Here is a 22,123-nt window from a genome sequence, read left to right on the forward strand (position 1 = left end):
CGGGCTCAGGCGAGCAGGTCGATCGCGTCGATCGCCGTGCCCGCACTGAGGTAGCCGGTCGTTCCCGACCCGCTCACCACGTCGATCCGGAGCACGTTGTACTGGCCGGCGTCCGTCTTCCAGGCGGACGCCGGGACGCTGTACGAGAACGTGTGGTTGTTGCCCCGGTAGGAACCGTTGGTCAGCGACCGGGTGTCCGGCTGGGTGGGCGGGGCGGGGATCGCCGAGGTCCAGGTGTCGTTGACGGTGACCTGGGGACGGCCGTTCGCGTACGCCGTCGTCACGCCGATGCGCAGGGTGTGCGCGGCGGCCGCCTGGGCCGCCGTGAGCCGGAAGTACACCAGGATCCCGCTGTTGACGTCCTTCCAGAGGTAGCAGGGGAAGGCCGCCGTCTCGCCACTGCCGACGACCACGTTCCCCGTCCAGGACGCGGCCCGTGCGTCCGACGGATGCGCGTACGTCATCAGGTCCGCGTTCTTGAACCCGCCCGGCGTGCCGTTCCAGTCACCGATCCGCCAGATCGCGCCCGCGTTCGACGGGTCGTTGGAGGACGGTATCGCGATCGTGTTCAGGGTCGTCGTGCCGCCCGCCGACACGCTCACCGACGTGCTGTACACCGCCAGTTCGCCCTTGAAGACGGTCAGCGTGTACGTCCCCGGCAACACCCCGGACAGGGAGAAGAAGCCGTCCGAAGCCCGTGCGGAACCCCAGTACTGCGCGGCCGCGTTGGCCAGTCCGACCGTGTACGGATAGGCCGTGTTCCGCCCGGAGATCCCAACACCCGCCACCTTGCCCCGGCCGCTCGCCGGTACGTAGCCCGCGATGCCGAGCGAGTCGGCCCACGGCGTGGTCAGCGTGCCCGGGAACAGCGCCGAGGAGGGAGCTCCGCCGTCCGTGAAGGCGATGACGTACGGCCCCTGGAGGCCGAAGCGCTGCGCCTCGGTCTGGTTCTGCCCGTAGTAGAGGATCTCGTACAGGCCGCCGCCGTCCGCGCTCTGGTGGCGCAGCAGGGAGCGGTAGAAGGGGCCGCCGGAGGCCTTCTCGTGGTTGCTGCGCACCATCCACAGCCCGACGCCGCCCGCGGACCAGCCGACGTGGTCGTAGTCCATGACGCGCCGCTTGGAGTAGTGCTTCGAGCGAGTCTGCCCGTCGGACTTCCGGAACACGTCCGAGGCCTCGATGGTGGTCGGCGCGTAGGTGTAGGAGTCGGGCTCGTCGTTGAGGAAGGCGCCCTTCTTCACGCGCACGATGTACCGGGTCGCGGAGACCGACGCGTCGGCCTTGTTCGTCCACAGGTAGACGTTGTTCTCGCCGCTGCGGGCCGCGTAGTAGTGCTTGAGCGTGCCGTGCGTGACGGAGATCAGGACCGTCGAACCGGACTGCCGGATGCTCACCGTGGAGGCGCCGAGGCCGGACTCGATGTGCGAGTTCTGGCCGCCGTAGCCCTGGTACTCCGTGCCCCGGTAGACCAGGGAGGTCAGGTCGCCGGTGGACTTGGAGACCTTGAAGACCAGCTGGGCGCCGGTGTCGACGACGTAGTTCGAGCCGTCGTCGGTGTAGCCGAAACCGGCGGCGTGTGCCGGCCGGGCGAGGGCCGCGCCGACGGCACCGGCGGTGGCGGCGAGGACGACGGTGCGACGGCCGACCGGTCTGTTCGTGGCTCCGGGCATGGGGGGCGCCTCCTGCGAAAGGTGGGGGGAACGCGGTGGGAGCGAGAGTGACAGTTGAATCGATTTCGCGAAAGGGCTTTCACTCGTGTGCGGCCGGAGATCTGGTGAATGCTGCTCGGGGTCTAGAAAGCGCTTGTCCGGAGCGGTACGGTCCCCCTCCAGGTCTTGTCGTGCGCTGGGAGGAGCCCGGAGTGAGACGTTTCAGTATCGCCGTCGTGGCGGCCGTGACCCTGGGAACCGCGTTGTCGTCCGTACCCGCCCACGCGGGCGGGGGGAGCGGCGGCCGCGGCCTCGCCCACTGCACGGACGGCACGTGCCACTTCGACGTCCCGCCGGGCACCTACGACGTACGGGTCACCCTCGGCGGGAAGGCGGCGTCCGGCACGAGCGTCAGCGGTGAGTCCCGCCGCTCCCTGCTGCCGGAGACGGCCGTACCGGCCGGCGAGCGGATCACCCGCAGCTTCACGGTGAACGTCCGCACTCCCGAGGGCGAGCCCACCGGACCCGAGGGAACCCCCGGCCTCGACCTGCGGGTCGGCGGCTCCGCCCCGGCCCTCGCCGACATCAGGGTCACCCGGGCACGGCACGCCCGCCAGATCTTCCTGGTCGGCGACTCCACCGTCTGCGACCAGCCGGGCGACCCGTACTCCGGTTGGGGCCAGCAGCTGCCCCAGTACCTCCGCAAGGGGGTGTCCGTCGCCAACTACGCCGATTCCGGGGAGAGTACGGTCTCGTATCTGGGGAACCCGCAGCTGTGGGCCACCGTACGGCCCCTGATCCGCCCCGGCGACCTGGTCCTCGTCCAGCTGGCGCACAACGACAAGACCACGGACGAGGCCACCTACCGGGCCAACCTGGAGACCCTGGTCGCGGGCGTCCGGGAGCGGGGCGGACAGCCGGTCCTTGTCACTCCCATCGTGCGGCGCTGGTTCAGCCCCGACGGCACGCTGAACAACGGAACCGCGCTCCTCGTCAACGGCCTCGGTGTCGACCACCCGGCCGTCATCCGCTCGGTCGCGGCGGCGCGGGACGTCCCGCTGATCGACCTCACGGCCAAGACCAAGGCACTGGTGGAGTCCCTCGGCGTGGAAGGCTCCAAGGCGCTCTACCTCACCAACGAGGCGCGGGACAACACGCACACCTCCGTGCGCGGTGCGACGGCCTACGCGGCCCTGGTCCGCGACGAACTCGTCACCCGGCATCTGGTGCCCAAGGGCCAGGTGAGGGTGGGATGAACCCCTGGGGCGCCCCGACCGGAACCGGGGCGCTCCAGGTCCGATCCGTATCCACCGGCCCGAGCACGAAAGACATCCGATGCAACTGCCTCCCGCCGACCGCACGACGTCCCCGTTCACCGGCTACACCCGCGCCCACTGGGAGGCGGCGGCCGACTCCCTGCTCACCGCCGTGGAGCCGTACGCGAGCGAGGACCGGGCGCTCTACCACCTGCCCGGCGACCGGGCCAGTTGGTCGGGCCGCCTCTCCGACGGCCTGGAGGGGTACGCCCGCACCCTTCTGCTCGCCGCCTTCCGCCGCGACGAGAAGGCCCTGGAGCGCTACGCGACCGGCCTCGCCGCCGGCGTCTCGGGCGTCTGGCCCCGCATCGAGGACCGCAGCCAGCCCCTGGTGGAGGCGGCCTCCATCGCCCTGGCCCTGCGCCTGACCCGGGACCTGCTCTGGGACCGCCTGGACGACGGCGTACGCCAGCGGACGGCCGCCTGGCTGGGCGACGCCCTCACGGCGGAGCCCTGGCCCTGCAACTGGGAACTGTTCCCGGTCACGGTGGGCGGCTTCCTGGCCGAGATCGGCCACGAGCCGGAAGCCTCCCGCGCGGCGATCGACCGCGGCCTGGAACGCATCGAGCAGTGGTACGTGGGTGAGGGCTGGTACACCGACGGCGACGGCCGCAAGTACGACTACTACAACGGCTGGGCGATGCACCTCTACCCGGTGCTGCACGCCTGGCTGGAGCAGGACGAACGACTGCTGGCGCGGTACGGCGACCGCCTCGCCCGGCACCTCGACGACTACGCCCGCCTGTTCGGAGGCGACGGCGCGCCCATGCACCAGGGGCGCTCCCTGACGTACCGCTTCGCCACCACCGCCCCGCTGTGGCTGGGCGCGATGACCGGCCGTACGCCCCTGCCGCCCGGCGGGACCCGGCGGCTGGCCTCCGGCGCGCTGAAGTACTTCCTGGACCGGGGCGCGGTGGACGACCGGGGCCTGCTCACCCTCGGCTGGCACGGCCCCGACGAGTCCGTCCTGCAGGGCTACTCGGGACCGGCCTCCCCGTACTGGGCGAGCAAGGGCTTCCTCGGTCTGCTCCTGCCCCCGGACCACGAGGTGTGGACGGCGCCGGAGGAACCCGCCCCCGCCGAACGAGCCGACTTCGTCACCCCCGTCGGCCCGCCCAACTGGCTGCTCCAGTCCACCCGCTCCGACGGCGTGGTCCGCCTCCACAACCACGGCAGTGAGGACGTCCGCTACGACCCGTACTACACGCGGCTGGCGTACTCCACCGTCACCACACCGGCGCAGACGTACGACAACAGCGTCCTCGTCGCCGGCGACCCGGGCCGCACCGGCATCGAACCGCTCGGCGCGGGTGAGGGCTGGGCGGCGTCCCGGCACATGGCGGGCGGGGGAGCCCGGGTGACGACCGTGGTGCTGGCGCACGGGGCGGTGGAGGTGCGGGCGCATCTGGTCGCGGGGGCGGAGCCGGGGACGGCGGTCCGCGTGACCGGCTGGAGCGCGCCGGACGGTCTCCGTGCGGAACTGCTCCCCGCCGTCGGCCTCGACGACGACCTCACCGGCGTCACCGCCGGGGACGCCACCCTGTTCGTCGCCTTGGCCCGGCTCACCGCCGAGACGGACCCCGTGCCGCTGCCGGAAACCGTCGCGGTAACCGCTTCCGCGGACGGGGAGCTGACGGTCCGCTGGAGTACGGGGCACGAGGTGCGGGTCCGGCTGGACGGGTCCGGCGTGCACGTCGGCTGAGTCTTCCCGGCCAGGTCGGTTTTGCCGCGCCGTAGTTCGGCCCGCGCCGTAGTTCGGCCCGCGCCGTAGTTCGGCCCGCGCCGTAGTTCGGCCCGCGCCGAAGCGAGCCGGGCCCACCATGGCGGCATGACCGCAGATCCGCAGCAGACACCGTCGAACCGGGCCGCGACCGCCTTCGCCGGCCTCCACCGTGCCGGAGAGCCCCTGCTCCTGCCGAACGCCTGGGATCACGCATCCGCCCGGGCTCTCGCGGCTCAGGGCTTCCCGGCGATCGGGACGACGAGCCTCGGCGTCGCCGCGGCGGCCGGTCTGCCCGACGGGGCGGCGGCGACCCGGGAGGAGACGCTGCGGCTGGCCGTCGCCCTCGGGTCCGAGCCGTTCCTGCTGTCCGTCGACGCGGAGGGCGGCTTCAGCGACGACCCGGACGAGGTGGCGGAGTTCGCGCGGGAGCTGTACGTGGTCGGGGCGGTCGGCATCAACCTGGAAGACGGCCTCGGACCGGCCGCCCGGCACGCGGCGAAGATCGCGGCGGTCAAGCGGGCCGCACCCGGCCTGTTCGTCAACGCCCGCACGGACACCCACTGGCTGGGCGACGGCGACGGCACCCTCGCGCGCCTCGACGCCTACCAGCAGGCGGGCGCGGACGGGGTGTTCGTGCCCGGCCTCACGGACCCGCGCGGCATCGAGGCCCTGGTGCGCCGGCTGGACGTGCCCCTCAACGTCCTCTACTCGCCCGGCGGCCCGCCCGTCGCCCGCCTCGCCGGCATCGGTGTACGCCGCGTCAGCCTCGGTTCGCTGCTGTACCGGCGGGCACTGGGCGCGGCCCTGGAGACGGCGGCGGACCTTCGGGCCGGCCGGACGCCGACGGGCGCGACAGCGTCGTACGACGACGTGGCGGGGCTCGCGCGGCGGGCCGCGCGGCCGGCCGGGAGCCGATGACGGAGTGGAGCCGGCGGGCGGCGAGCGCTCGCATCGCGGCCGCCGTGCCCGGATCCGCCGGGAAGAACGTCTCGATGGCGATCTCGTCGAGCGTGACGTCCCGGGGCGAGCCGAACACCGTCGTGGTGGACAGCAGCGCGAGTTCGCCGCCCACGTGGGCGGCGCCGTGCTGCGCCTGCGTGAGCGGCCCCGGGTCCACCACCACCGCGCCAGGCTCCGGTGACAGATCCTGACCGAGGACGGCGACCGCGCGTCCTTCGCCACCGGGACCGATGTGATCCACCTCGACGAGGACGGCCGGATCACCTCCGTCACCGCCTTCCTCGACCAGGCACCCGCCGGGTTCGACCCCGCGGCGCACCACTGAGGCGTACCGCGGGGACGTCCGGTCCTACGTGCCGAGCGCGGCGATCAGCCGGGAGACGGCGCCGAGGTCGGGCACCTCACGCAGGCAGGTCACCGCCTGCCGGGCCCCGAAGTCGCGTTGCTCGGGCGTCACTCCGGGGTCGACGGCCGTCTCGGCCTGCACGTGGACGTAGTTCAGGGCCGTGGCGAAGAGCATCGAGAAGGACTCCGGTCCGGTGAGGACGGCCGGGCCCCCGGCCTCGCGGTAGGACCGGGCCAGGCGCCGCGCGGACGCGATGTCCACGTCGTTGCCGCCGGACCAGACGTGGACGGCGCGCGCGAACTCCCGTTCGGCCGAGACGGGACCGGCGTTGTCCCAGTCGAGGAGGACCGGTCCGTCCCGGCCGACCAGGACGTTCTGGGGCCGGAGGTCGAGGTGCGAGGTCACCAGGCCGCCGGGCGCCGACGGCGTCACCCACTGAGCGAGCCGGGGCACGGACGTGGCGATGAACCGGTCCAGTTCGTCCGACCACGCCAGGCCGGCCTCGTGCACCTTCTTGCGGACGTCCTCCCACTCGGCGTCGCCCGGGCACCGCTCGTACCAGTCGCCCGGGCCCTCGACGGCTCCCTCCCCGGCCCGGTGCAGCAGCGCCATGGTCCGGCCGAACCAGTGCAGGACGGCGGGGTCGGAGGGGTCGGCCTCGGCGCCGTCGATCCAGTCGTACAGCTTCACCCAGGACCCGCCGCCCGGGGAGTCGACGCGGGAGACGTGGGCGCCGTGCCGGGCGCGGTGGAGGCGAGGGGAGGCGATGCCGAGGTCCGCCGCGGAGTCCCGTAGCGCGGCCTCGCGGGTGACCTGGGCCTCGTCGCAGCCGAAGAGGAGTTCCTTCACGGCCCAGGAGCGGCCGTTTCCGGAGAGTTTCCAGATCTGGCCGAGGGCGCCGCGGGTGACGGGGACCATGGTCCAGGGGCCGGTTCCGAGGGCGTAGAGCTCGGCTATGACACCGGCCCTGTCATCGGATCGGGTGCGGTCGGTCAATGTCTGTCCTCTTCTCGGGGCCAGTTCAGGAGCAGTACGTGCAGGGCGTCGATCGCCCGGTCCCAGGACGCCTGCATGTCACGGGCCGCGCCGAAGGCGCCGGTGGACTCCAGGGCGCAGTAGCCGTGGAAGGTACTGCGCACCAGGCGCACGGCATCGGTGAGGTCGGGTTCCTCCAGGCCGTAGGCGCGGAGCATGCCGTAGGTGACGTCGGCCGTGCGGCGCATCGCGGGGGAGCCGCTGACGAGTTCCTGGTCGATGCGGATCTGGGTAGCGGCGTACCGGCCGGGATGGTCCAGGGCGTAGGCACGGTAGGCGGCGGCGAAGGCGCCCAGCGTGTCCCTGCCGGCCTCCCGCCCCTCGACCGCCTCCGCGATCCAGTCGATCATCTCGCCACCGGCCAGCAGGGCCATACGGGTCCGCAGGTCCTTCAGACTCCGGACGTGGGTGTACAGACTCGCGTCCTTCACCCCGAAGCGGCGGGCCAGCGCGGAAAGGGTGACGTGCTCGACACCGGCCTCATCGGCGAGATCGGCTGCGGCCGCGACGAGACGCTCGGGGGTGAGTCCGGCTCTGGGCATGGGGAGTTCGGGGTTACCTCTCGAAGAGGGCCATGTCGTCGGCGAAACAGATGATGAGCTGATTGTCGACGGCGGTGGCGGCGGTGGCGACGAGGGGGAGGCCGATGGTCGCGGCGCACTCACCGGTGCGGAGGTTCCACAGGCGGGCGGTGTGGTCGTCGGCGGCGGTGAGGGCGTGGGGCTCCCCGTCAAGAGCGACACGGCTGACCGTGTGGATCGGGGCGCTGTGTCCGGTGAGACGGAGGACGGCTTCTCCGGTGTGGAGGTCCCACAGCCGCACGGTGTGATCGTGGCTGCCGGTGAGCAGGTGGGGGCGGTCGCCGAGAGTGATGCGGCACATCAACTCCACGGAGGCGGTATGCCCGGTGAGGATGCGCACGCACTGCCCGGTACCGAAATCCCACAGGTGTACGTCGGAGCTGTAGGCGGTGGTGAGCGCGTGAGGGCGATCGCCGATGACCACGCCGGCGACCCGCTCGATGTCCGGGTCCTCGGTCTGGAGGGTATGGGAGCACTCTCCGCTACTCACGTCCCACAGCTTGACGGTGCCGTCGTAGGCAGAGGCGGTCACCAGGTGAGGGCGGCCGTCGACGGTCAGGACGTCCTCGCCGCTGAGCTCGCCGGATCCTCCGCTGAAGCTGCGCACCTGATGTCCCGTTCGCACGTCCCAGAGGTGCGTGGTGCCGTCATGATCGACCGTGAGGGCGTGGGGTCGCTCATCGACGATGACGCAGCCGACGGCCTCTCCATGATCCAGCAGTGTCAGCGAGCACACGCACTCACCGGTGGCGGTTCTCCGGAGGCGGACCGACCCGTCGTAACTGCCCGTCAGAACGTGCGGGCGCCCGCCCATCACGACTTCCGTGATGTCGGTGATCCAGTCGGTGTGCCACTCACGGGACGGGACTGTCCGGGCGCTGGTCAGGCCCCAGAGACGGAGTGTGCCGTCGTACCCGGTGGAAATGGCGTGCGGGCGCCCGTCCATGTCCGAAGCGCACAGGGACTGCACGAAGTTGGTGTGCCCGGTGGCCATGGGCGCGAGCAGTGCCGCCACCCGGTCCGCGTCCGTCACCGCACCCGGCAGTCCCGGAATGCCGGAGTCCGTGTAGACGCCGACGCCGACCGAGGTCAGGAACCGCCTCCCGGCCCCCGGGTCGGTCACGTCAGCCCCTCGGCGACCGCCCGGCCCGTCTTCCGGGCCGTCAGGTAGCGCAGCAGGCTGTGCGGCTTGAGGCTCAGCCGGTTGAAGATCAGGGACATGCCGAGCGGGGAGCCGACCGTCACCAGGTCGGTGACCGGCCACTCGGGGTGCTCGCACAGCGCTTCGTACGCCACCACCGAGCCCAGCGAGTGCGCGACGACCACGCGCGTGTCGGGGCCGATCTCCTCCGCCACCCGGGGCCGGGCCTCCTGCCAGACGACGAGCTCGTTCATGTACCGCCGCACCTGCTTCAGGGCGAGCACCATCATGCGGTCCGAGTACGTGCCGAAGAACCGGGACCCGGACAGCGCGTCCAGCGCGGAGCGGACCCGCTGGGACAGCAGCCGTCCCGGTGCCGGGGATCGCGCGGGTGCCGGGCTCGTCCGGGGCCGTGACCGCCGGGTCCGTCTCCGCGGCGGCCTCCCACCACGCTGTGAGCAACTCCGCTTCGAAACCGTCTTCGACGTCGTGCTCGTCCCAGGGCGGTACGCCGAGGTTGCGCGTGCCCTCCTCGAAGAAGACGTTGCCGTAGAACGCGCAGGCGATGTCGTCCTCGGTGAGCCGCAGCCCCGAGCCGTGCCGTACGCCGTCACGCAGGGCCGGGACCACGTCCCGGCCCATCAGCGCCGACCCCGACCACTCGTGCCCGATCCCGTGCACCACCACGACCCGTGCCATCGCCCGTTCCCCCGGTGCTCATCGGCGCAGTTCAGAGGGATCGAGCGTAGTACGGGGCACGGACCGGCGGGGCCGTTTGCCGTCACCGGGGGCGCAGGAGCCCCAGGTCCGTGCCCCACGCGTCCAGGACCTCGTCGAGACCGGCCCGGCGCGCCGCCTCCTCGACACCGGCGAAGAGGGCCCGCTGGGTGTGCGGATCCCCGTCGGCCAGGATGCGCCGCAGGACCGGCAGGAGCCGGTCCGCACCCCACCGGGGGTCGCCCAGTGGCTGCCGCTCCAGTTCCCACCGCAGGTACTTGTTGTAGGGCCGGACCCGGCGGTGCAGGGCGAACAGCACCTCCAGTGCGTACGGGACGGACTCGGCGGCATCCAGATGGCCCAGGTCGGGGCGGTCGTCGCGGTAGCTCTTCAGGGAGCGGTACGCCTGGTTGACGTAGGCGTCGAGCCGGCCGGCGGCGGCATGCCGGGCTTCGTCGGCGCCGAGTGTCCGCTTCTCGTCGAGGATCTCGGCGATGGTCCCGTCGAGCCGGTCGAACAGCACCTCGGCGTGGACGTAGGAGTACCGCGCGAAGCTGTCCGGGCGGCCGGGCATGCCACGGGTGCGGAACTGAGCGAGGGTGATGACGACGAGGTCGAGGTGGGCCGAGCGGAAGCGGTCCAGTGCGGCGAGGACCGGCACGCTCTCGTCACGCACGACGACGTGCAGGTCGTGGTCGGAGTGGGCCGTCGGCATGCCGGCGTGCACCCGGGAGCCGCTGAGGACGAGCCCGACGACGCCGGGATGCGCGGTCGCCCGGGAGGTGAAGGCGTGCAGCGTCTCCTCGGGGGTCCGGCCGGGGACGGGGGCGTAGCTGTCGCGCACCATGATGATCTCTCCATGCGGAAACGTCCGCGGCGCAGGCGCAGGCGGCTGCCGCGGAGACGGATCGGTTGCTTCTGCGGCGCCGGGGAGCGCCGCCGGAGAGATCACTTCACGGTGCCTAGGCTACCCGTTCAGGCCTGTGGATCCAGCCCGTCGGACAGACCCGGCGCGGGCGGCGGGAGGCGGGTGGCGCGCCCCCCGGTCGCCCAACAGCCCTAGGGTTACAGGGAAGGCGGGGCGCGGGGAGGCGGCATGACGCACGGGGCGGCGCGGCGCGAGGACGAACCCGGCAGCTCCGCCGACGCCCCCTCGGGCGGCGGCCCGCGCGGTAGGCGCCCGTTGTGGCGGCAGCGCGACTTCGGGGTCTTCTGGGCCGCCCAGACCCTCTCCGTTCTGGGCGACTCCTTCGCCCTCATCGCCCTGCCCCTGCTGGTGCTGGAGGCCACCGGATCGGTCGCGCGGATGGGCCTGCTGACGGCGGTGGGAGGGGCGGCGGCGGTCGTGGCGGCGGTGTTCGCCGGGGCGGTCGTGGACCGGGTGGACCGGCGCCGGCTGCTCATCGCCTGCGACCTGGTGCGCATGGCGCTCTACGGGGTGATCCCGCTGGTGTGGCTGTTCGGCCCGCAGCTCTGGCTGCTGTACGTGGTGCTGCCGCTGTGCGAAGCCGTCGGCATGCTGTTCGCGGTCGGTTACGTCACGGTCGTGCGCGGGCTGGTCGGCACCGAGCAACTCACGGAAGCCAATGGGCGGTTGAACTCCACGGCCGCCGCCGCGGGTGTCCTCGGCCCGCTGTGCGCCGGCCTGGTCGCCGCCTGGTCCGGCCCGGCGGCGGCCGTGGGCGTGGACGCGGCCAGCTTCGGGCTCTCCGCCACCTGCCTGCTCTTCGTCCGCTTCCGCAAGCGCGTCCCCGACGACCGGCAGGACAGCCGCACCGGCCTCTGGCAGGACCTGCGCACCGGCATCGCCTTCCTCCAGGGCCATCCCGTGCTGCGCTCCCTCACCGTCCTCCTCTTCGGCTTCAGCTTCCTCACCCTCGGTCTGAACGACCTGGTCATCTACCACCTCAAGCACGACCTCGGGCATGACGACCGCACGGTCGGCACGGTCATGGCGGTCGGCGCGCTCGGCGCCATCACCGGCGCCCTGCTGGTGGCCCGGGTCCGCCGCCGTCTCGGCTTCGGCCCGACGTGGACCGGGTCGGTCGCGGTGTGCGGCCTGGCCTTCGCCGGTCTCGGCTGGGCCCGCGACGTCCCCGTCGTCGCGGCTTTGAGCGCAGCCTTCCTCGCCTGTGCCGGCATGGCGGGCACCTGCTCGATGTCGCTGCGCCAGGAGGTGACCCCCGAACACCTCCTGGGCCGCGTCACCTCCGCCTTCTGGACCCTCCAGTACGCGGCGGCCCCCATCGGCGCGGCCGTCCTCACCTGGGCCGCGGAGGAGCAGGGCACGACCCCGGTCGCCCTGGTGGCCGGAGCGGCCTGCGTCGCCCTGGCCGCCACGGGCCTGCTCACCCCGATCCGCGGCTCGGGCCGGACCGTCAGCCGTTGATGCCGCTGTAGTGCCGCAGACTCCACCTCCACAGCATCCGCGCAGCCAGATACGCCAGCAGCCCCAGCAGGGGTGAGGCCGCCGCCAACCAGTACGGAACGCCGGTCGAGTGGCCGTGGCCCGTCAGGACCGCCGCCGGGAAGTAGGCGACGAACGCGAGCGGCAGGCCGTAGGTGAGGAAACCGCCCACCGCCCTGGGCAGGACGTTCAGCGGGTAGCTGCCGAAGGTGCCGAGGAGTTCCTCCAGCCAGCGGCCCCACATGTCGGCGGCCGGGAAGCGCAGGGACGCGCTGGCCACGACCGTGAACAGGGCGGCCTCCAGCAGCATCCCGCCGAGCACGGCCGCGACGAGGTAGGTGACGCGGCCCGTCGTCCAGTCCAGGTCGCTGCGCGAGAGCGCGCCCACCATCAGGCCCGCCGCCACCGTCAGGTCACCGATGGCGTTGGTGGGGAAGAACGCCAGCTGGATCTGGCGGTGGACCGGCATCGGACGCATCAGGTAGATGTCGATGCGGCCTTCCTGGATCTGCCGGCCGGCCCAGTGCATGCGCCCCAGGAACAGCACGAACAGCCCGTGCGCCAGCATCCGCGTCGCCGGGATCAGCAGCACGTCGGAGCTGTCCCAGCCACCCATCCCGGCGAACCGCGACAGCAGCACCGTGGCGAACACGATCACCGACACCTGCCAGATCGCGCCGATCGCGATCATCAGCAGGAACTCGGTGCGGTACTCCATCTGCGCGCGGAAGTTGAGCGCCGTCACGCGCCACACGATCCGCAGTGCCTTCAACGACATCTCAGCCTCCCTGCGAGATCACGCGCCGGGCGGCCCGCCGCCACAGCAACCGGGTGAACAACGCCAGCGCCACGACCCACGCGGCCTGCACGGACAGCTGGAACGCCGCGTCGGACAGCGGAATGCGCCCCACGTACAGCGACAGCGGCACGCTCAGCGTGGCCTGGAAGGGGAGGAAGGCGCTCATCGTCACGAACCAGTCCGGGAAGAACCACAGCGGCGCGTACACCCCGGACAGCAGGTTCTGGGCGAACATCAGGATGAGCATCGCGGCGGTGTTGCGGACCGTCCAGAAGCACAACTGGTCCAGCACCAGCATGACGTAGTACAGGACCCACTGGCCCAGCAGCATGCTGAGCACGAACACCCCGGCCGCGCCGGCCGACGCGGGCGGTTCGACGACGCCCGCGGCCAGGCAGATCACGTACCCGGTCAGCGCCCACGCCAGCCCGTACAACTGCTCCCCGGCGGCCCGCAGGGCGTAGTAGCGCTGCGGCGGCAGCGGCCGCAGGTACCAGTAGACGATGGTGCCGAAGTGCATGTGCTGCAGGACCGTGTCACGGCCCGCGTACTGGTCCAGCTCCCGCAGCCGGGACGCCAGTACGGCCAGTACGGCGTACGTGACCGCCTGGTCGCGGCTCAGCCCCGCGGTCGTTCCGGTCTGCGCGTACAGGCCCCGCCACAGCGACCAGACCAGCACCACCTGCACGGCCAGCCGGAGGGCGACGGCGGTCATCCGGGGCGGTGCGTTCAGCTCGCCGAGCGGGGTGACCCGGGCGGCGCGCCAGGCATGGAGCACGGCCACGTCAGACCTCCTCGGCGTGCGCGTACGCGGCCCGCATCACGTCCTCCAGGTCCGCCTCGTCCAGGGCGATGTCCGTGACTTCGAACCGCTCGATCACCGCTTTGAGCGCCTGCTGGACGGTGAGCGGGGCAGGCCCGTCGGGACCGAAGACGACCTGCGCGCCCGCGTGCCGCAGCAGCGCGGTGCCCGGCGGCGGGACGACCTCGGCGTGCGGATCGGCCAGGGTGGCCCGCACCTGCCACGTCGAGCCGAACTTCCGGCGGATCTCGTCGAGCGAGCCGTCCAGCATCAGCCGGCCGTGGTTGACCAGCACGACCCGCTCGGCGAGCCGCTCGACCTCCGTCATGTCGTGCGTGGTCAGCAGCACCGTACGGCCGCGCTGCTCCACCTGGTGCCGCAGGAACTCCCGCACCTGCTCCTTCACCACCACGTCCATGCCGATGGTCGGCTCGTCGAGGAACACCACCGGCGGGTCGTGCAGCAGGGCGGCGGCCAGGTCGCTGCGCACCCGCTGGCCGAGCGAGAGATGGCGGACCCGGGTGTCCCAGAACGACGACAGCTCCAGGATGTCGTCGAACTCCTTGAGCCGGGCGGCGTGTTCGGCCCTCGGCACCTCGTAGATGTCCCGCAGGATCGCGAACGACTCGCGCACCGGCAGGTCCCACCACAACTGGGTGCGCTGCCCGAAGACGGCGCCGATGTTGCGGGCGTTGCGCTCCCGCTCCCGGTACGGCACCACGCCCGCGACCCGGGCCTCGCCGGACGTGGGCGTGAGGATGCCGGTGAGGATCTTGATGGTGGTGGACTTGCCGGCGCCGTTCGGCCCGAGCAGGGCGAGGAGTTCGCCCGCGGCCACGTCGAAGGTGATGTCGCAGACGGCGTGTTTGGCCACCCGCTCGGGGTTGACCAGGGACCGGACCGCGCCCGCGAAGCCAGGGCGGCGGACGGTGGTGTGGAAGGTACGGGACAGTCCTCGGACCTCGATGGCGACACTCAACTGACCCACCAACTCCCTTGCGGTGAACACAGCAGCGGCCGGTCGGCACGAGGGCCGACCGGCCGCGGATGACATTCCGACACTCTCGGAATGTCGATCAATCGGTCAATCGATTAATCAGCTTCTTACCTGGTGGTCGAGAACACGAACGAGAACTCCACCGGTTCCGCCTTCAGGAAGTACTGCGGCAGCGGGCCCGGGCCGCAGGACTGCGAGCCGATGCCGTGCAGCCCGTGGTCGAGGTTGACCCACACCGTGTCGCCGGCCGCGAGGTCGCTCCGGTGCCGGGCGGCGTCGAGCTGCTCGGTCGTCCAGCGCCGCGCCGTGAACCAGAACTCCGGGTCGCCCTCGATCCTCAGACCGCCGAGCTCCACCCACCGGACGTCGGCACGGGCGCCGTTCTCCTGCGGGCGGACGTACGGCGTCTGCAGCCGGTCCACCGTCGACTGCCACCGTCCGATCATGGACGCTGCCTTGCTGTCCGGGTACGCCTCGCCCGGACCGCCGCCGAACCACTCCACCCGGTCCGCCTCCGGCAGTCCGAAGCGGACGCCGAGCCGGGGCAGCGGCACCGTCCAGTCGCCCTCCGGCGTCACGGACACGGACAGCCGCAGCCGCTCGCCGTCGGACGTCCAGCGGTACACCGTGTCCAGGCCCACCTCGCGGGCCGCGGGCGCCACCCGGCTCCGCACCGTCAGCGCGTCGTCGCCCGCCTCGACCGAGACCAGGCGGTGCCGCATCCGGTGCAGGCCGAGCGTGCGCCACAGCACCCCGTAGCGGGTGTCCGTCTGCCACTCGGCACCGTCGTCGTTGTCGGTCGGCGCCCGCCACACGTCCAGCCGCGGCGTCGCGCCGACCTCCACCCCGCCGATCGAGAGCAGCGCACCGGTGCGGGCGTCGAACCGGGCCGGGCCGAGCGTGATCCGGCCGTCGTCGAGCGCGGGCCGGTCGGTCGCGGGGAAGGACGGCAGCGGCCGCGCCCCCACCGCGAACTGGCCCCAGGCCACGACGTGGTCCTTCGCGGCCCACAGCGTGTCGCCCGCGAGCAGGGCCCGCACGGTCCACTGGCGCTCGCCGCCCCGGCCGTCCACGGGCGGCTCCGGCAGCTTCACCTCGGCGCTCCCGCCCGGCGCCAACGCGGGCACCGACAGCGAACCCGACTCGACGGTCTCGCCGTCCACCTGGCACGACCACTCGAAGGCCAGCGCGGACAGGTCGGCGAAGTCCTGCTTGTTGGTGATCCGCACGATGCCGTTGGCACCGTCGCCCTCGATGTGGACGGGCTCGATGACCTTCTTGTACTCGATCAGGCCCGGCGACGGCGTCCGGTCCGGGAAGACCAGCCCGTCGCACACGAAGTTGCCGTCGTGCAGCTCCTCACCGAAGTCACCGCCGTAGGCGTAGCCCAGCTCGGCGTGCTTGACGCCGTGGTCGATCCACTCCCAGATGAACCCGCCCTGCAGCCGGTCGTACTTCTCGAACAGCTCCTGGTAGTCGGCGAGCCCGCCGGGGCCGTTGCCCATGGCGTGCGCGTACTCGCACTGGATGAACGGCAGCTCGCGGCGCCTGTGCGTGCCGCCGTCGAGCTGCTGCCCGATCTTCTCGACCTCGTCGTGGAAGGCGTACATCCGCGAGTACACGTCCGTGTCGCGGCAGTTCCAGTCGCCCTCGTAGTGCACCAGCCGCTCGGGGTCGCGGCCGTGGATCCACTCGGCCATGGCGGTGAGACCGCGGCCGGTGCCGGCCTCGTTGCCCAGCGACCAGAACACGATCGACGGGTGGTTCTTGTCGCGCTCGACCATGCGCGCGGCGCGGTCCAGCAGGGCCGGGGTCCAGCGGTCGTCGTCGACCGGGTTGTCCCGCCAGTCCTGCTCGGTGAAGCCGTGGGTCTCCAGGTCGCACTCGTCGATGACCCACAGGCCGTACTCGTCGCACAGGTCCAGGAACGCCGGGTGCGGCGGGTAGTGCGAGGTGCGCACGGCGTTGAGGTTGTGCCGCTTCATCAGCAGCACGTCCTCGCGCATGGTCTCCAGGTCGAGCGCGCGGCCCCGCTCGGGGTGCCACTCGTGCCGGTTGACACCCTTGAAGAGGACGGCCGTGCCGTTGACCTTGACGAGCCCGTCCTCCAGGACGACCGTACGGAAACCGATCCGCAGCGGCACCCGCTCCCCGTCCGTGGCCAGCACACCGTCGTACAGCTTCGGCGTCTCGGCGGTCCACGGCTCCACCGCGACCGTCACCGGCTCGCCGGTCGCGACATCGATGTCCAGGGCGGGGACGAGCACCCGCCCGTCGACGTCGGAGTCGACGCGCAGGGTGCCCTCGCCGGTGGTGTGGTCGTAGGAGGCATGCACGAAGAAGTCGGCGACGCTGCCCGCCGGACGGTGCAGCAGGGTCACGTCACGGAAGATGCCCGGCAGCCACCACTGGTCCTGGTCCTCCAGGTACGACCCCGCCGACCACTGGTGCACGCGCACGGCCAGCACGTTGACGCCCGGCTTCAGCAGCTCACCGACCGCGAACTCGTGCGCCAGCCGGGACCCCTTGAACTCGCCGAGCTCCGTGCCGTTCAGCCAGACGCGGGCGCAGGACTCGACACCGTCGAAGCGCAGCACCGCCCCGCCGTCCGACGGCCAGTCGGACGGCAGGTCGAAGACGCGCAGGTGGTCACCGGTCGGGTTCTCCGTCGGGACGTACGGTGGGTCCACCGGGAAGGGGTAGAGGTGGTTGGTGTAGATCGGGGAGCCGAACGCCCCGTCGCCCTGGAGGACCCAGTGCCCGGGGACCGTGACCTCGGCCCAGTTCCCGGCGTCGTAGCCCTCATCGGCGAACGAGTCGTCCTCGGCGCCGGCCGTGGCCGAGAGCCGGAAGCGCCAGCTGCCGTTCAGCGACAGCGACCGCGCGTCCGAGGACGCGTACCAGGCACGGGGCGGCAGGGCACCGCTGCCCGGGGAGACGTCCTCGACGTAGTCGACGGATGGGGTCGTGCGGAAAGACATCGGTCTCCTAGCTCAGCCCTTGATGCCGGTCTGTGCGATCCCCTGCACCAGCCAGCGCTGGAGGAAGAGGAAGACGAAGATCAGGGGCAGGATCGAGATGGCGGTGGCCATGAAGATCAGGTGGTAGTTGACGGTCTGGTTCGTCATATACGACGACAGCGCCACCTGGACTGTCCAGGCACTCGGATCCTGTCCGATGACCAGGGGCCACAGGAAGGCGTTCCAGCCGTTGATGAAGGTGATCGTGGCGATGGCCGCGAAGAAGTTCAGCGAGTTCGGCACGACGACCCGCCAGTACGCGCCCCAGTAGCCGAGCCCGTCCACGCGCGCCGCCTCCTCCAGCTCCTTCGGGAATCCGAGGAAGTACTGCCGGAACAGGAAGCAGGTGAAACCACTGAAGAGGCCCGGGATGATGAGACCCCGGTAGCTGTCCACCCAGCCGAGGGACGAGACCAGAACGAAGCTCGGCACGAAGGTGACGGCCGTGGGCACCATCAGGGTCACCAGAACGGCGTAGAACACCTTGTTGGCGTGCCGGTAGGGGATCCGGGCGAGTCCGTACCCGGCCATCGAGCAGATCAGCAGGATGCCCGCGGTGTGCAGCACGGCGACGACGACCGAGTTCCACAGGGACCTGGCGAAATCGACGGTGACGTCGTTGAAGGGTTCGGTGATGTTGCCCCACTGGATGGCGGTGGGGAACCACTTCCATTCCTCGCCCGTGATCTCCGGGTCCGTCATGAGCGCGTTGCGGACGATCAGGTAGAAGGGGATCAGGAAGAGCAGGGCGGCGATGCCGGTCGCGATGTACAGGCCGGTGTTGCCGATGACTCCGCCGCGCTTGACCTTGACCGGCTTCGCGGCTTTGTCGATGTCGGGTGCTGTGATGGTCACTTGGACTCCTCACCCCTTCCGAAGCCCATGATCTTGCCCTGGAGCAGGGTCACGACGCAGATGAGCACTGTCAGGACGACCGCGCCCGCGCTGCCCGCGCCGTAGTTCTGGTTCTCGCCGAGGGCCATCTTGTAGAGCTCGACCAGCGGGGGCTGACCCCAGGTGGCCTTGGTGAGCAGGTTGTAGAACTCGTCGAAGGCCTGGTAGGCGGCGATCAGCAGGAGCAGGATCACCGCGGTGGACGTGGCCCGCAGCTGGGGCAGCGTGATGTGCCGGAAGGTCTGCCAGCCCGGCTTGGCGCCGTCGATGGAAGCGGCCTCGTACAGCTCCCGCGGGATGTTCTGGAGTGCCGCCAGGAACAGGATCATGAAGAAGCCCGACTGCAGCCACAGGCGGACGGTCACGATGACCAGCCAGTACCAGGGCGGGTCGGGGCTCGCCAGCCAGGCGATGTTGTCCACACCGAACCAGCCGATGACGGTGTTGGCCAGGCCGAAGCGCACGCCGTTGAAGAGGGACATCTTCCAGATCAGCGAGGCGGCGACATAGCTGACCGCGGTCGGCAGGAAGAACACCGACCGGAAGAACGCCCGCATGAACCGCAACCGGTTCACGAGCAGCGCCAGGCCCAGCGACATGGCCCAGGTGGCGGGCACGATGAACGCGGCGAAGACGGTGAAGGTGACCAGCGAGTTCAGGAAGTCCTCGTCGGTGAGGACCTGCCGGTAGTTCTCGAAGCCGACGAACTCGCTCGGCGTGACGGTGAAGCGTGCCTCGAAGAAGCTGAGCCAGACGCTCCAGCCGATGGGCACGAAGACGAAGATGATCAGGCCGATCAGGAACGGCCCGGTGAACAGCCAGAAGTTGAAGGTGCTGCTCGCCCTCAGGCCCCGCCGCGGCCGAGGCTTGGAGGCCTGGGCCGGGGCGGGCTGGGCGACCCCGCGCGTGGTGGTGGTCGACATGTCGAGATCCGTCCGGCGGTCTATCCGAAGAGCTTCTTGAGTTCGGCGTTGACCTTTTTCTCGCACGCGGCGAGCTGGGCCTTCGGGTCGCCGTTCTTGCGGACCGAGTTCGCCATGACGTCGTTGAACGAGGCGATCATGGCCTGCGTCCAGCCGATGTTGTCGAAGTGACCGAACTCGTTGAAGAGCTTCACGCCCTCGGCCGGCAGACCGGACTTGAGCTTGGTGGCGGACTGCGCGAGGGAGGTGCGCGGCGGGATGTGGAAGCCGTAGGAGGTGGCGAAGTCCTCCTGGTGCTCCTTCTGGTCGATCCACAGCCACTTGACGTATTCCTTGGCCGCCTCGACGTTCTTGCCCTTGGCGTTGACGAACATCGACCAGCCGCCGTTGTAGACGGACTCCTTACCGGCCGAACCGATCTTCGGGAAGGGGAAGATGCCGATGTCGTCGCCGAGCGCCTTCTGCATGACCGGCATGGCCCACATGCCGCACCACTGCATGGCGGTCAGGCCCTGGGTGAAGGCCGAGGGATCCCACCAGTCGGCGGGGGCGCCGAGCAGCAGGTTGCCGCTGGTGAACAGACCACGCAGCTGCTTCAGGCCCTCGGCGACGCCGTCGGTGTTGAAGGCGGGCTTGTTGTCGGCGGTGAGCGTGTCGGCACCGGCCGACCAGATCACGTTGTGCTGGAACGCCGTCAGCTCGTTGCCGAGGAAGGCGCCCTTCACCTTGCTGGTCGTGAGCTTGTCAGCGGCCTCGATCAGCTCCTCCAGCGTGGTCGGCACCTCGACCTTCGCCTTCTCGAACATCGAGGGCCGGTAGAAGAAGAACTGCGGGTCGTCGATCATCCGGACGCCGTATATCTTGCCGTCGACCGTGTGGGACTTGATGTCGGCCTGGTTGAAGTCGTCCTTGACCGGCTCGACGATGTCGGTCAGGTCGGCCACCTGGCCGCTCTTGATGAGCTGGATCTGCGGGTGGAACTCGAAGACGTCCGGCGCGTTCTTGGTGAGCAGCGCGGCGAAGAGCTTCTGCTCGAAGTTGGAACCGGTGATCCACTGCGTGGCGACGTTGGCGTCCTTGTACGCCTTGGCGTAACGCTTGACGGCCTGCTCGACGCCCGCCTCGCCGTACGCGTGGAAGTACTGGACGAGGGCGTCGCCCGACCCGCCGCTGCGTCCGGTGTTGCCGCCGCACGCGGCGAGTCCGCCCGCGGCGGCCAGGCCCATCGCGGCCCGCAGTACGTTTCGGCGGTCCCAGTTCATGTTGCTCGATGCCGACATGCTGACGTCCTTGTCTCGAGTGTGGCTGCGGCTCTGCGGCTCACTGCCAGATGGCTCACGGCCCAGGGGCTCGCGCCAGATGGCTCAAAGAGAGGTGCGGTGCGGGACGCTAGAGCTTCGGCTAAGGCTTCGGCAAGGGGTTGGACGAAGTCTGTTCGAAGCGTTGTGTCCGGTTCGCGATTTCGAACACGCGGGGGGTGTGGAGGAGTTGGTTCCGCCGCCGCGAGGTCGCTACGACGGTGGGGCGGTGGTGCGGCTCCTCACGGGTGCGGTGCGTTTGCCGTTCTTCTGTCCGACGACCTGGAGAGCGCCCTCCAGTGCGAACGTCGCCGCGCCCAGGCACACCGGGTCGGTGGGGATCGGGGAGAGGACGATCTCGGTGGCGGCCAGCGGCCGCGGCAGCGCGTGCCGGGTCACGGCCTCGCGCACTTCGTGCAGCAGCGGTTCGCCCAGGGTGCGGGCGACCCAGCTGCTCAGCACGACGATCTCGGGGTTGAACAGGTTCACCAGGTCCGCGACACCGGCGCCCAGGTAGCGGGCGGTCTCGTGGACGGTCCGGCGTGCCACCGGGTCGTCCGCCGCGACTCCGCGGGCCAGGGCGTTGATGGTCGCCGTCTGGTCGTCCGCGTGCAGCAGCTCGCTGTCGGGGCCGATCTCCCTCAGGTTCAGCATGATGCCGCGCGCGCCCACGTACGTCTCCACGCAGCCGTGGTTGCCGCAGCGGCACAGGCGCCCGTCCAGCACCATCGTGGTGTGGCCCCACTCGCCGGCGCTGTTGCTGACGCCCCGGTGCAGCCCGCCGCCCAGGACGAGCCCGGCGCCCACACCGGTCCCGAGGTTGACCACCACGGCGTTCCCGCGTCCGCGCGCCGCCCCGAACCACAGCTCGGCGACCGCGCTGGCACGCAGCGGGTTGTCCAGGTAGAGCGGGTAGGCGATGTGCTCGGTGAGCAGGTCGAGGAACGGTACGTCGTGCCAGTCCCAGTTGGGCGCGTACTCCGAGATGCCGGTCGCGCGGTCCACCTGCCCCGGCACGCTCACGCCGACCCCGAGCACCCGGGCGCCCTCGATGCCGGCCTGCATGACCACCGAGCCGACGGCCGTGGCCACATGGCCCACCACCTGCTCGGGCAGGCTCTCGCTGGGCCGGACGTCCTCCTCGGCGCGGGCCAGCACGTTCAGTCCGAGGTCGAACAGCTCGACGTGGACGTACGTCTCGGCGATGTCGACGCCGATCAGGGCGCCACCCGAGGAGTTGACCGCGACCAGGCCCCGGGGGCGCCCGCCCGCCGAGTCCTCGAAGCCGACCTCGGTGATCATGCGGAGGTCGAGCAGCTCGCCGACGAGGGTGGCGACCGTCGCGAGACTGAGGCCCGTGGCCGCTGCCAGCTCCTGCCGGGAGGTGGGTGACTCCGCGATGATCTGGCGCAGCACCTCGTAGCGGTTGGCGGTGCGGATGTCACGTGATGTGCGCTTCACCGGGGTGCCCCATTCCTTCCCAGACCGGCCGGGCCGGGTCGACGTCGGCACCGG

Annotated in this window: 18 protein-coding genes; 4 read left to right on the top strand and 14 right to left on the bottom strand. The window is 71.0% G+C overall.

What is annotated here, in order from left to right:
* Window positions 1-5: 5 nt before the first annotated feature.
* Window positions 6-1,670 carry a rhamnogalacturonan lyase B N-terminal domain-containing protein gene (locus A4E84_RS31585; RefSeq protein ID WP_062929811.1) on the bottom strand — a complete coding sequence of 555 codons (1,665 nt, stop codon included), beginning with the start codon at window positions 1,668-1,670 and terminating at the stop codon, window positions 6-8.
* Window positions 1,671-1,861: 191 nt separating this feature from the next.
* On the opposite strand from A4E84_RS31585, the gene A4E84_RS31590 reads away from it, so the two are divergent.
* The 3 genes from A4E84_RS31590 (at window position 1,862) to A4E84_RS31600 (ending at window position 5,606) form a co-directional block, all read left to right on the top strand.
* Complete coding sequence (locus A4E84_RS31590; protein WP_062929812.1) at window positions 1,862-2,905, top strand: rhamnogalacturonan acetylesterase; 1,044 nt, start codon at window positions 1,862-1,864, stop codon at window positions 2,903-2,905.
* Window positions 2,906-2,984: 79 nt separating this feature from the next.
* Window positions 2,985-4,667 (top strand): DUF2264 domain-containing protein, encoded by a 1,683-nt coding sequence (locus A4E84_RS31595; protein ID WP_062929813.1) that lies wholly within the window; start codon window positions 2,985-2,987, stop codon window positions 4,665-4,667.
* Between the two features lie 126 nt (window positions 4,668-4,793).
* Complete coding sequence (locus A4E84_RS31600; protein ID WP_062929814.1) at window positions 4,794-5,606, top strand: isocitrate lyase/PEP mutase family protein; 813 nt, start codon at window positions 4,794-4,796, stop codon at window positions 5,604-5,606.
* A gap of 391 nt (window positions 5,607-5,997) precedes the next feature.
* On the opposite strand, the gene A4E84_RS31610 is transcribed toward A4E84_RS31600, so the two are convergent.
* The 5 genes from A4E84_RS31610 to A4E84_RS31630 form a co-directional block, all read right to left on the bottom strand.
* Window positions 5,998-6,912 (bottom strand): phosphotransferase enzyme family protein, encoded by a 915-nt coding sequence (locus A4E84_RS31610; protein ID WP_062931676.1) that lies wholly within the window; start codon window positions 6,910-6,912, stop codon window positions 5,998-6,000.
* A gap of 74 nt (window positions 6,913-6,986) precedes the next feature.
* Complete coding sequence (locus tag A4E84_RS31615) at window positions 6,987-7,571, bottom strand: TetR/AcrR family transcriptional regulator (protein ID WP_062929816.1); 585 nt, start codon at window positions 7,569-7,571, stop codon at window positions 6,987-6,989.
* Between the two features lie 13 nt (window positions 7,572-7,584).
* On the bottom strand, window positions 7,585-8,733 hold the full coding sequence (locus A4E84_RS31620; RefSeq protein WP_062929817.1) for a WD40 repeat domain-containing protein: 1,149 nt from the start codon (window positions 8,731-8,733) through the stop codon (window positions 7,585-7,587).
* On the bottom strand, window positions 8,730-9,041 hold the full coding sequence (locus A4E84_RS44800) for an alpha/beta hydrolase (protein ID WP_062929818.1): 312 nt from the start codon (window positions 9,039-9,041) through the stop codon (window positions 8,730-8,732). The genes A4E84_RS31620 and A4E84_RS44800 overlap by 4 nt, the downstream gene beginning before the upstream one ends.
* A 491-nt stretch (window positions 9,042-9,532) precedes the next feature.
* Window positions 9,533-10,315: a hypothetical protein gene (locus A4E84_RS31630; protein WP_062929819.1), complete on the bottom strand. Its 783-nt coding sequence runs from the start codon at window positions 10,313-10,315 to the stop codon at window positions 9,533-9,535.
* A 249-nt stretch (window positions 10,316-10,564) separates the two neighbouring features.
* On the opposite strand from A4E84_RS31630, the gene A4E84_RS31635 reads away from it, so the two are divergent.
* Window positions 10,565-11,857, top strand: a complete 1,293-nt coding sequence (locus tag A4E84_RS31635; RefSeq protein WP_062929820.1) for an MFS transporter — start codon at window positions 10,565-10,567, stop codon at window positions 11,855-11,857.
* Here the strand turns inward: A4E84_RS31635 and A4E84_RS31640 are convergent.
* The 8 genes from A4E84_RS31640 to A4E84_RS31675 form a co-directional block, all read right to left on the bottom strand.
* Entirely contained in the window at window positions 11,847-12,653 is an 807-nt protein-coding gene (locus tag A4E84_RS31640) for an ABC transporter permease (RefSeq protein ID WP_062929821.1), read from the bottom strand. The two genes, A4E84_RS31635 and A4E84_RS31640, sit on opposite strands and share 11 nt — an antisense overlap.
* A 1-nt stretch (window position 12,654) precedes the next feature.
* Complete coding sequence (locus tag A4E84_RS31645) at window positions 12,655-13,458, bottom strand: ABC-2 family transporter protein (RefSeq protein ID WP_062929822.1); 804 nt, start codon at window positions 13,456-13,458, stop codon at window positions 12,655-12,657.
* 1 nt (window position 13,459) lies between these two features.
* Complete coding sequence (locus A4E84_RS31650; protein ID WP_062929823.1) at window positions 13,460-14,455, bottom strand: ABC transporter ATP-binding protein; 996 nt, start codon at window positions 14,453-14,455, stop codon at window positions 13,460-13,462.
* A gap of 125 nt (window positions 14,456-14,580) precedes the next feature.
* A complete protein-coding gene (locus tag A4E84_RS31655; protein ID WP_062929824.1) occupies window positions 14,581-17,454 on the bottom strand; it encodes a glycoside hydrolase family 2 TIM barrel-domain containing protein in 2,874 nt (957 codons plus the stop codon).
* A gap of 12 nt (window positions 17,455-17,466) precedes the next feature.
* On the bottom strand, window positions 17,467-18,348 hold the full coding sequence (locus A4E84_RS31660; RefSeq protein WP_062929825.1) for a carbohydrate ABC transporter permease: 882 nt from the start codon (window positions 18,346-18,348) through the stop codon (window positions 17,467-17,469).
* Window positions 18,345-19,310 (bottom strand): carbohydrate ABC transporter permease, encoded by a 966-nt coding sequence (locus A4E84_RS31665; protein ID WP_062929826.1) that lies wholly within the window; start codon window positions 19,308-19,310, stop codon window positions 18,345-18,347. The genes A4E84_RS31660 and A4E84_RS31665 overlap by 4 nt, the downstream gene beginning before the upstream one ends.
* Before the next feature lie 20 nt (window positions 19,311-19,330).
* A complete protein-coding gene (locus A4E84_RS31670; RefSeq protein ID WP_062929827.1) occupies window positions 19,331-20,590 on the bottom strand; it encodes an ABC transporter substrate-binding protein in 1,260 nt (419 codons plus the stop codon).
* A 231-nt stretch (window positions 20,591-20,821) separates the two neighbouring features.
* The gene (locus A4E84_RS31675; protein WP_062929828.1) at window positions 20,822-22,069 is read right to left on the bottom strand and encodes an ROK family transcriptional regulator; all 1,248 of its coding nucleotides are present in this window, start codon (window positions 22,067-22,069) and stop codon (window positions 20,822-20,824) included.
* Window positions 22,070-22,123 lie beyond the last annotated feature (54 nt).

Origin of the sequence: Streptomyces qaidamensis, from assembly GCF_001611795.1 — a bacterium.
Taxonomy (GTDB): Bacteria; Actinomycetota; Actinomycetes; order Streptomycetales; family Streptomycetaceae; genus Streptomyces; species Streptomyces qaidamensis.

What these genes read in the sequence shown, in the direction of transcription:
- A4E84_RS31585 (WP_062929811.1), bottom strand. Translation starts at nt 1,670, where the DNA reads ATGCCCGGAGCCACGAACAGACCGGTCGGCCGTCGCACCGTCGTCCTC.
- A4E84_RS31595 (WP_062929813.1), top strand. Translation starts at nt 2,985, where the DNA reads ATGCAACTGCCTCCCGCCGACCGCACGACGTCCCCGTTCACCGGCTAC.
- A4E84_RS31600 (WP_062929814.1), top strand. Translation starts at nt 4,794, where the DNA reads ATGACCGCAGATCCGCAGCAGACACCGTCGAACCGGGCCGCGACCGCC.
- A4E84_RS31610 (WP_062931676.1), bottom strand. Translation starts at nt 6,912, where the DNA reads ATGGTCCCCGTCACCCGCGGCGCCCTCGGCCAGATCTGGAAACTCTCC.
- A4E84_RS31615 (WP_062929816.1), bottom strand. Translation starts at nt 7,571, where the DNA reads ATGCCCAGAGCCGGACTCACCCCCGAGCGTCTCGTCGCGGCCGCAGCC.
- A4E84_RS44800 (WP_062929818.1), bottom strand. Translation starts at nt 9,041, where the DNA reads ATGATGGTGCTCGCCCTGAAGCAGGTGCGGCGGTACATGAACGAGCTC.
- A4E84_RS31630 (WP_062929819.1), bottom strand. Translation starts at nt 10,315, where the DNA reads ATGGTGCGCGACAGCTACGCCCCCGTCCCCGGCCGGACCCCCGAGGAG.
- A4E84_RS31635 (WP_062929820.1), top strand. Translation starts at nt 10,565, where the DNA reads ATGACGCACGGGGCGGCGCGGCGCGAGGACGAACCCGGCAGCTCCGCC.
- A4E84_RS31640 (WP_062929821.1), bottom strand. Translation starts at nt 12,653, where the DNA reads ATGTCGTTGAAGGCACTGCGGATCGTGTGGCGCGTGACGGCGCTCAAC.
- A4E84_RS31655 (WP_062929824.1), bottom strand. Translation starts at nt 17,454, where the DNA reads ATGTCTTTCCGCACGACCCCATCCGTCGACTACGTCGAGGACGTCTCC.
- A4E84_RS31665 (WP_062929826.1), bottom strand. Translation starts at nt 19,310, where the DNA reads ATGTCGACCACCACCACGCGCGGGGTCGCCCAGCCCGCCCCGGCCCAG.
- A4E84_RS31670 (WP_062929827.1), bottom strand. Translation starts at nt 20,590, where the DNA reads ATGTCGGCATCGAGCAACATGAACTGGGACCGCCGAAACGTACTGCGG.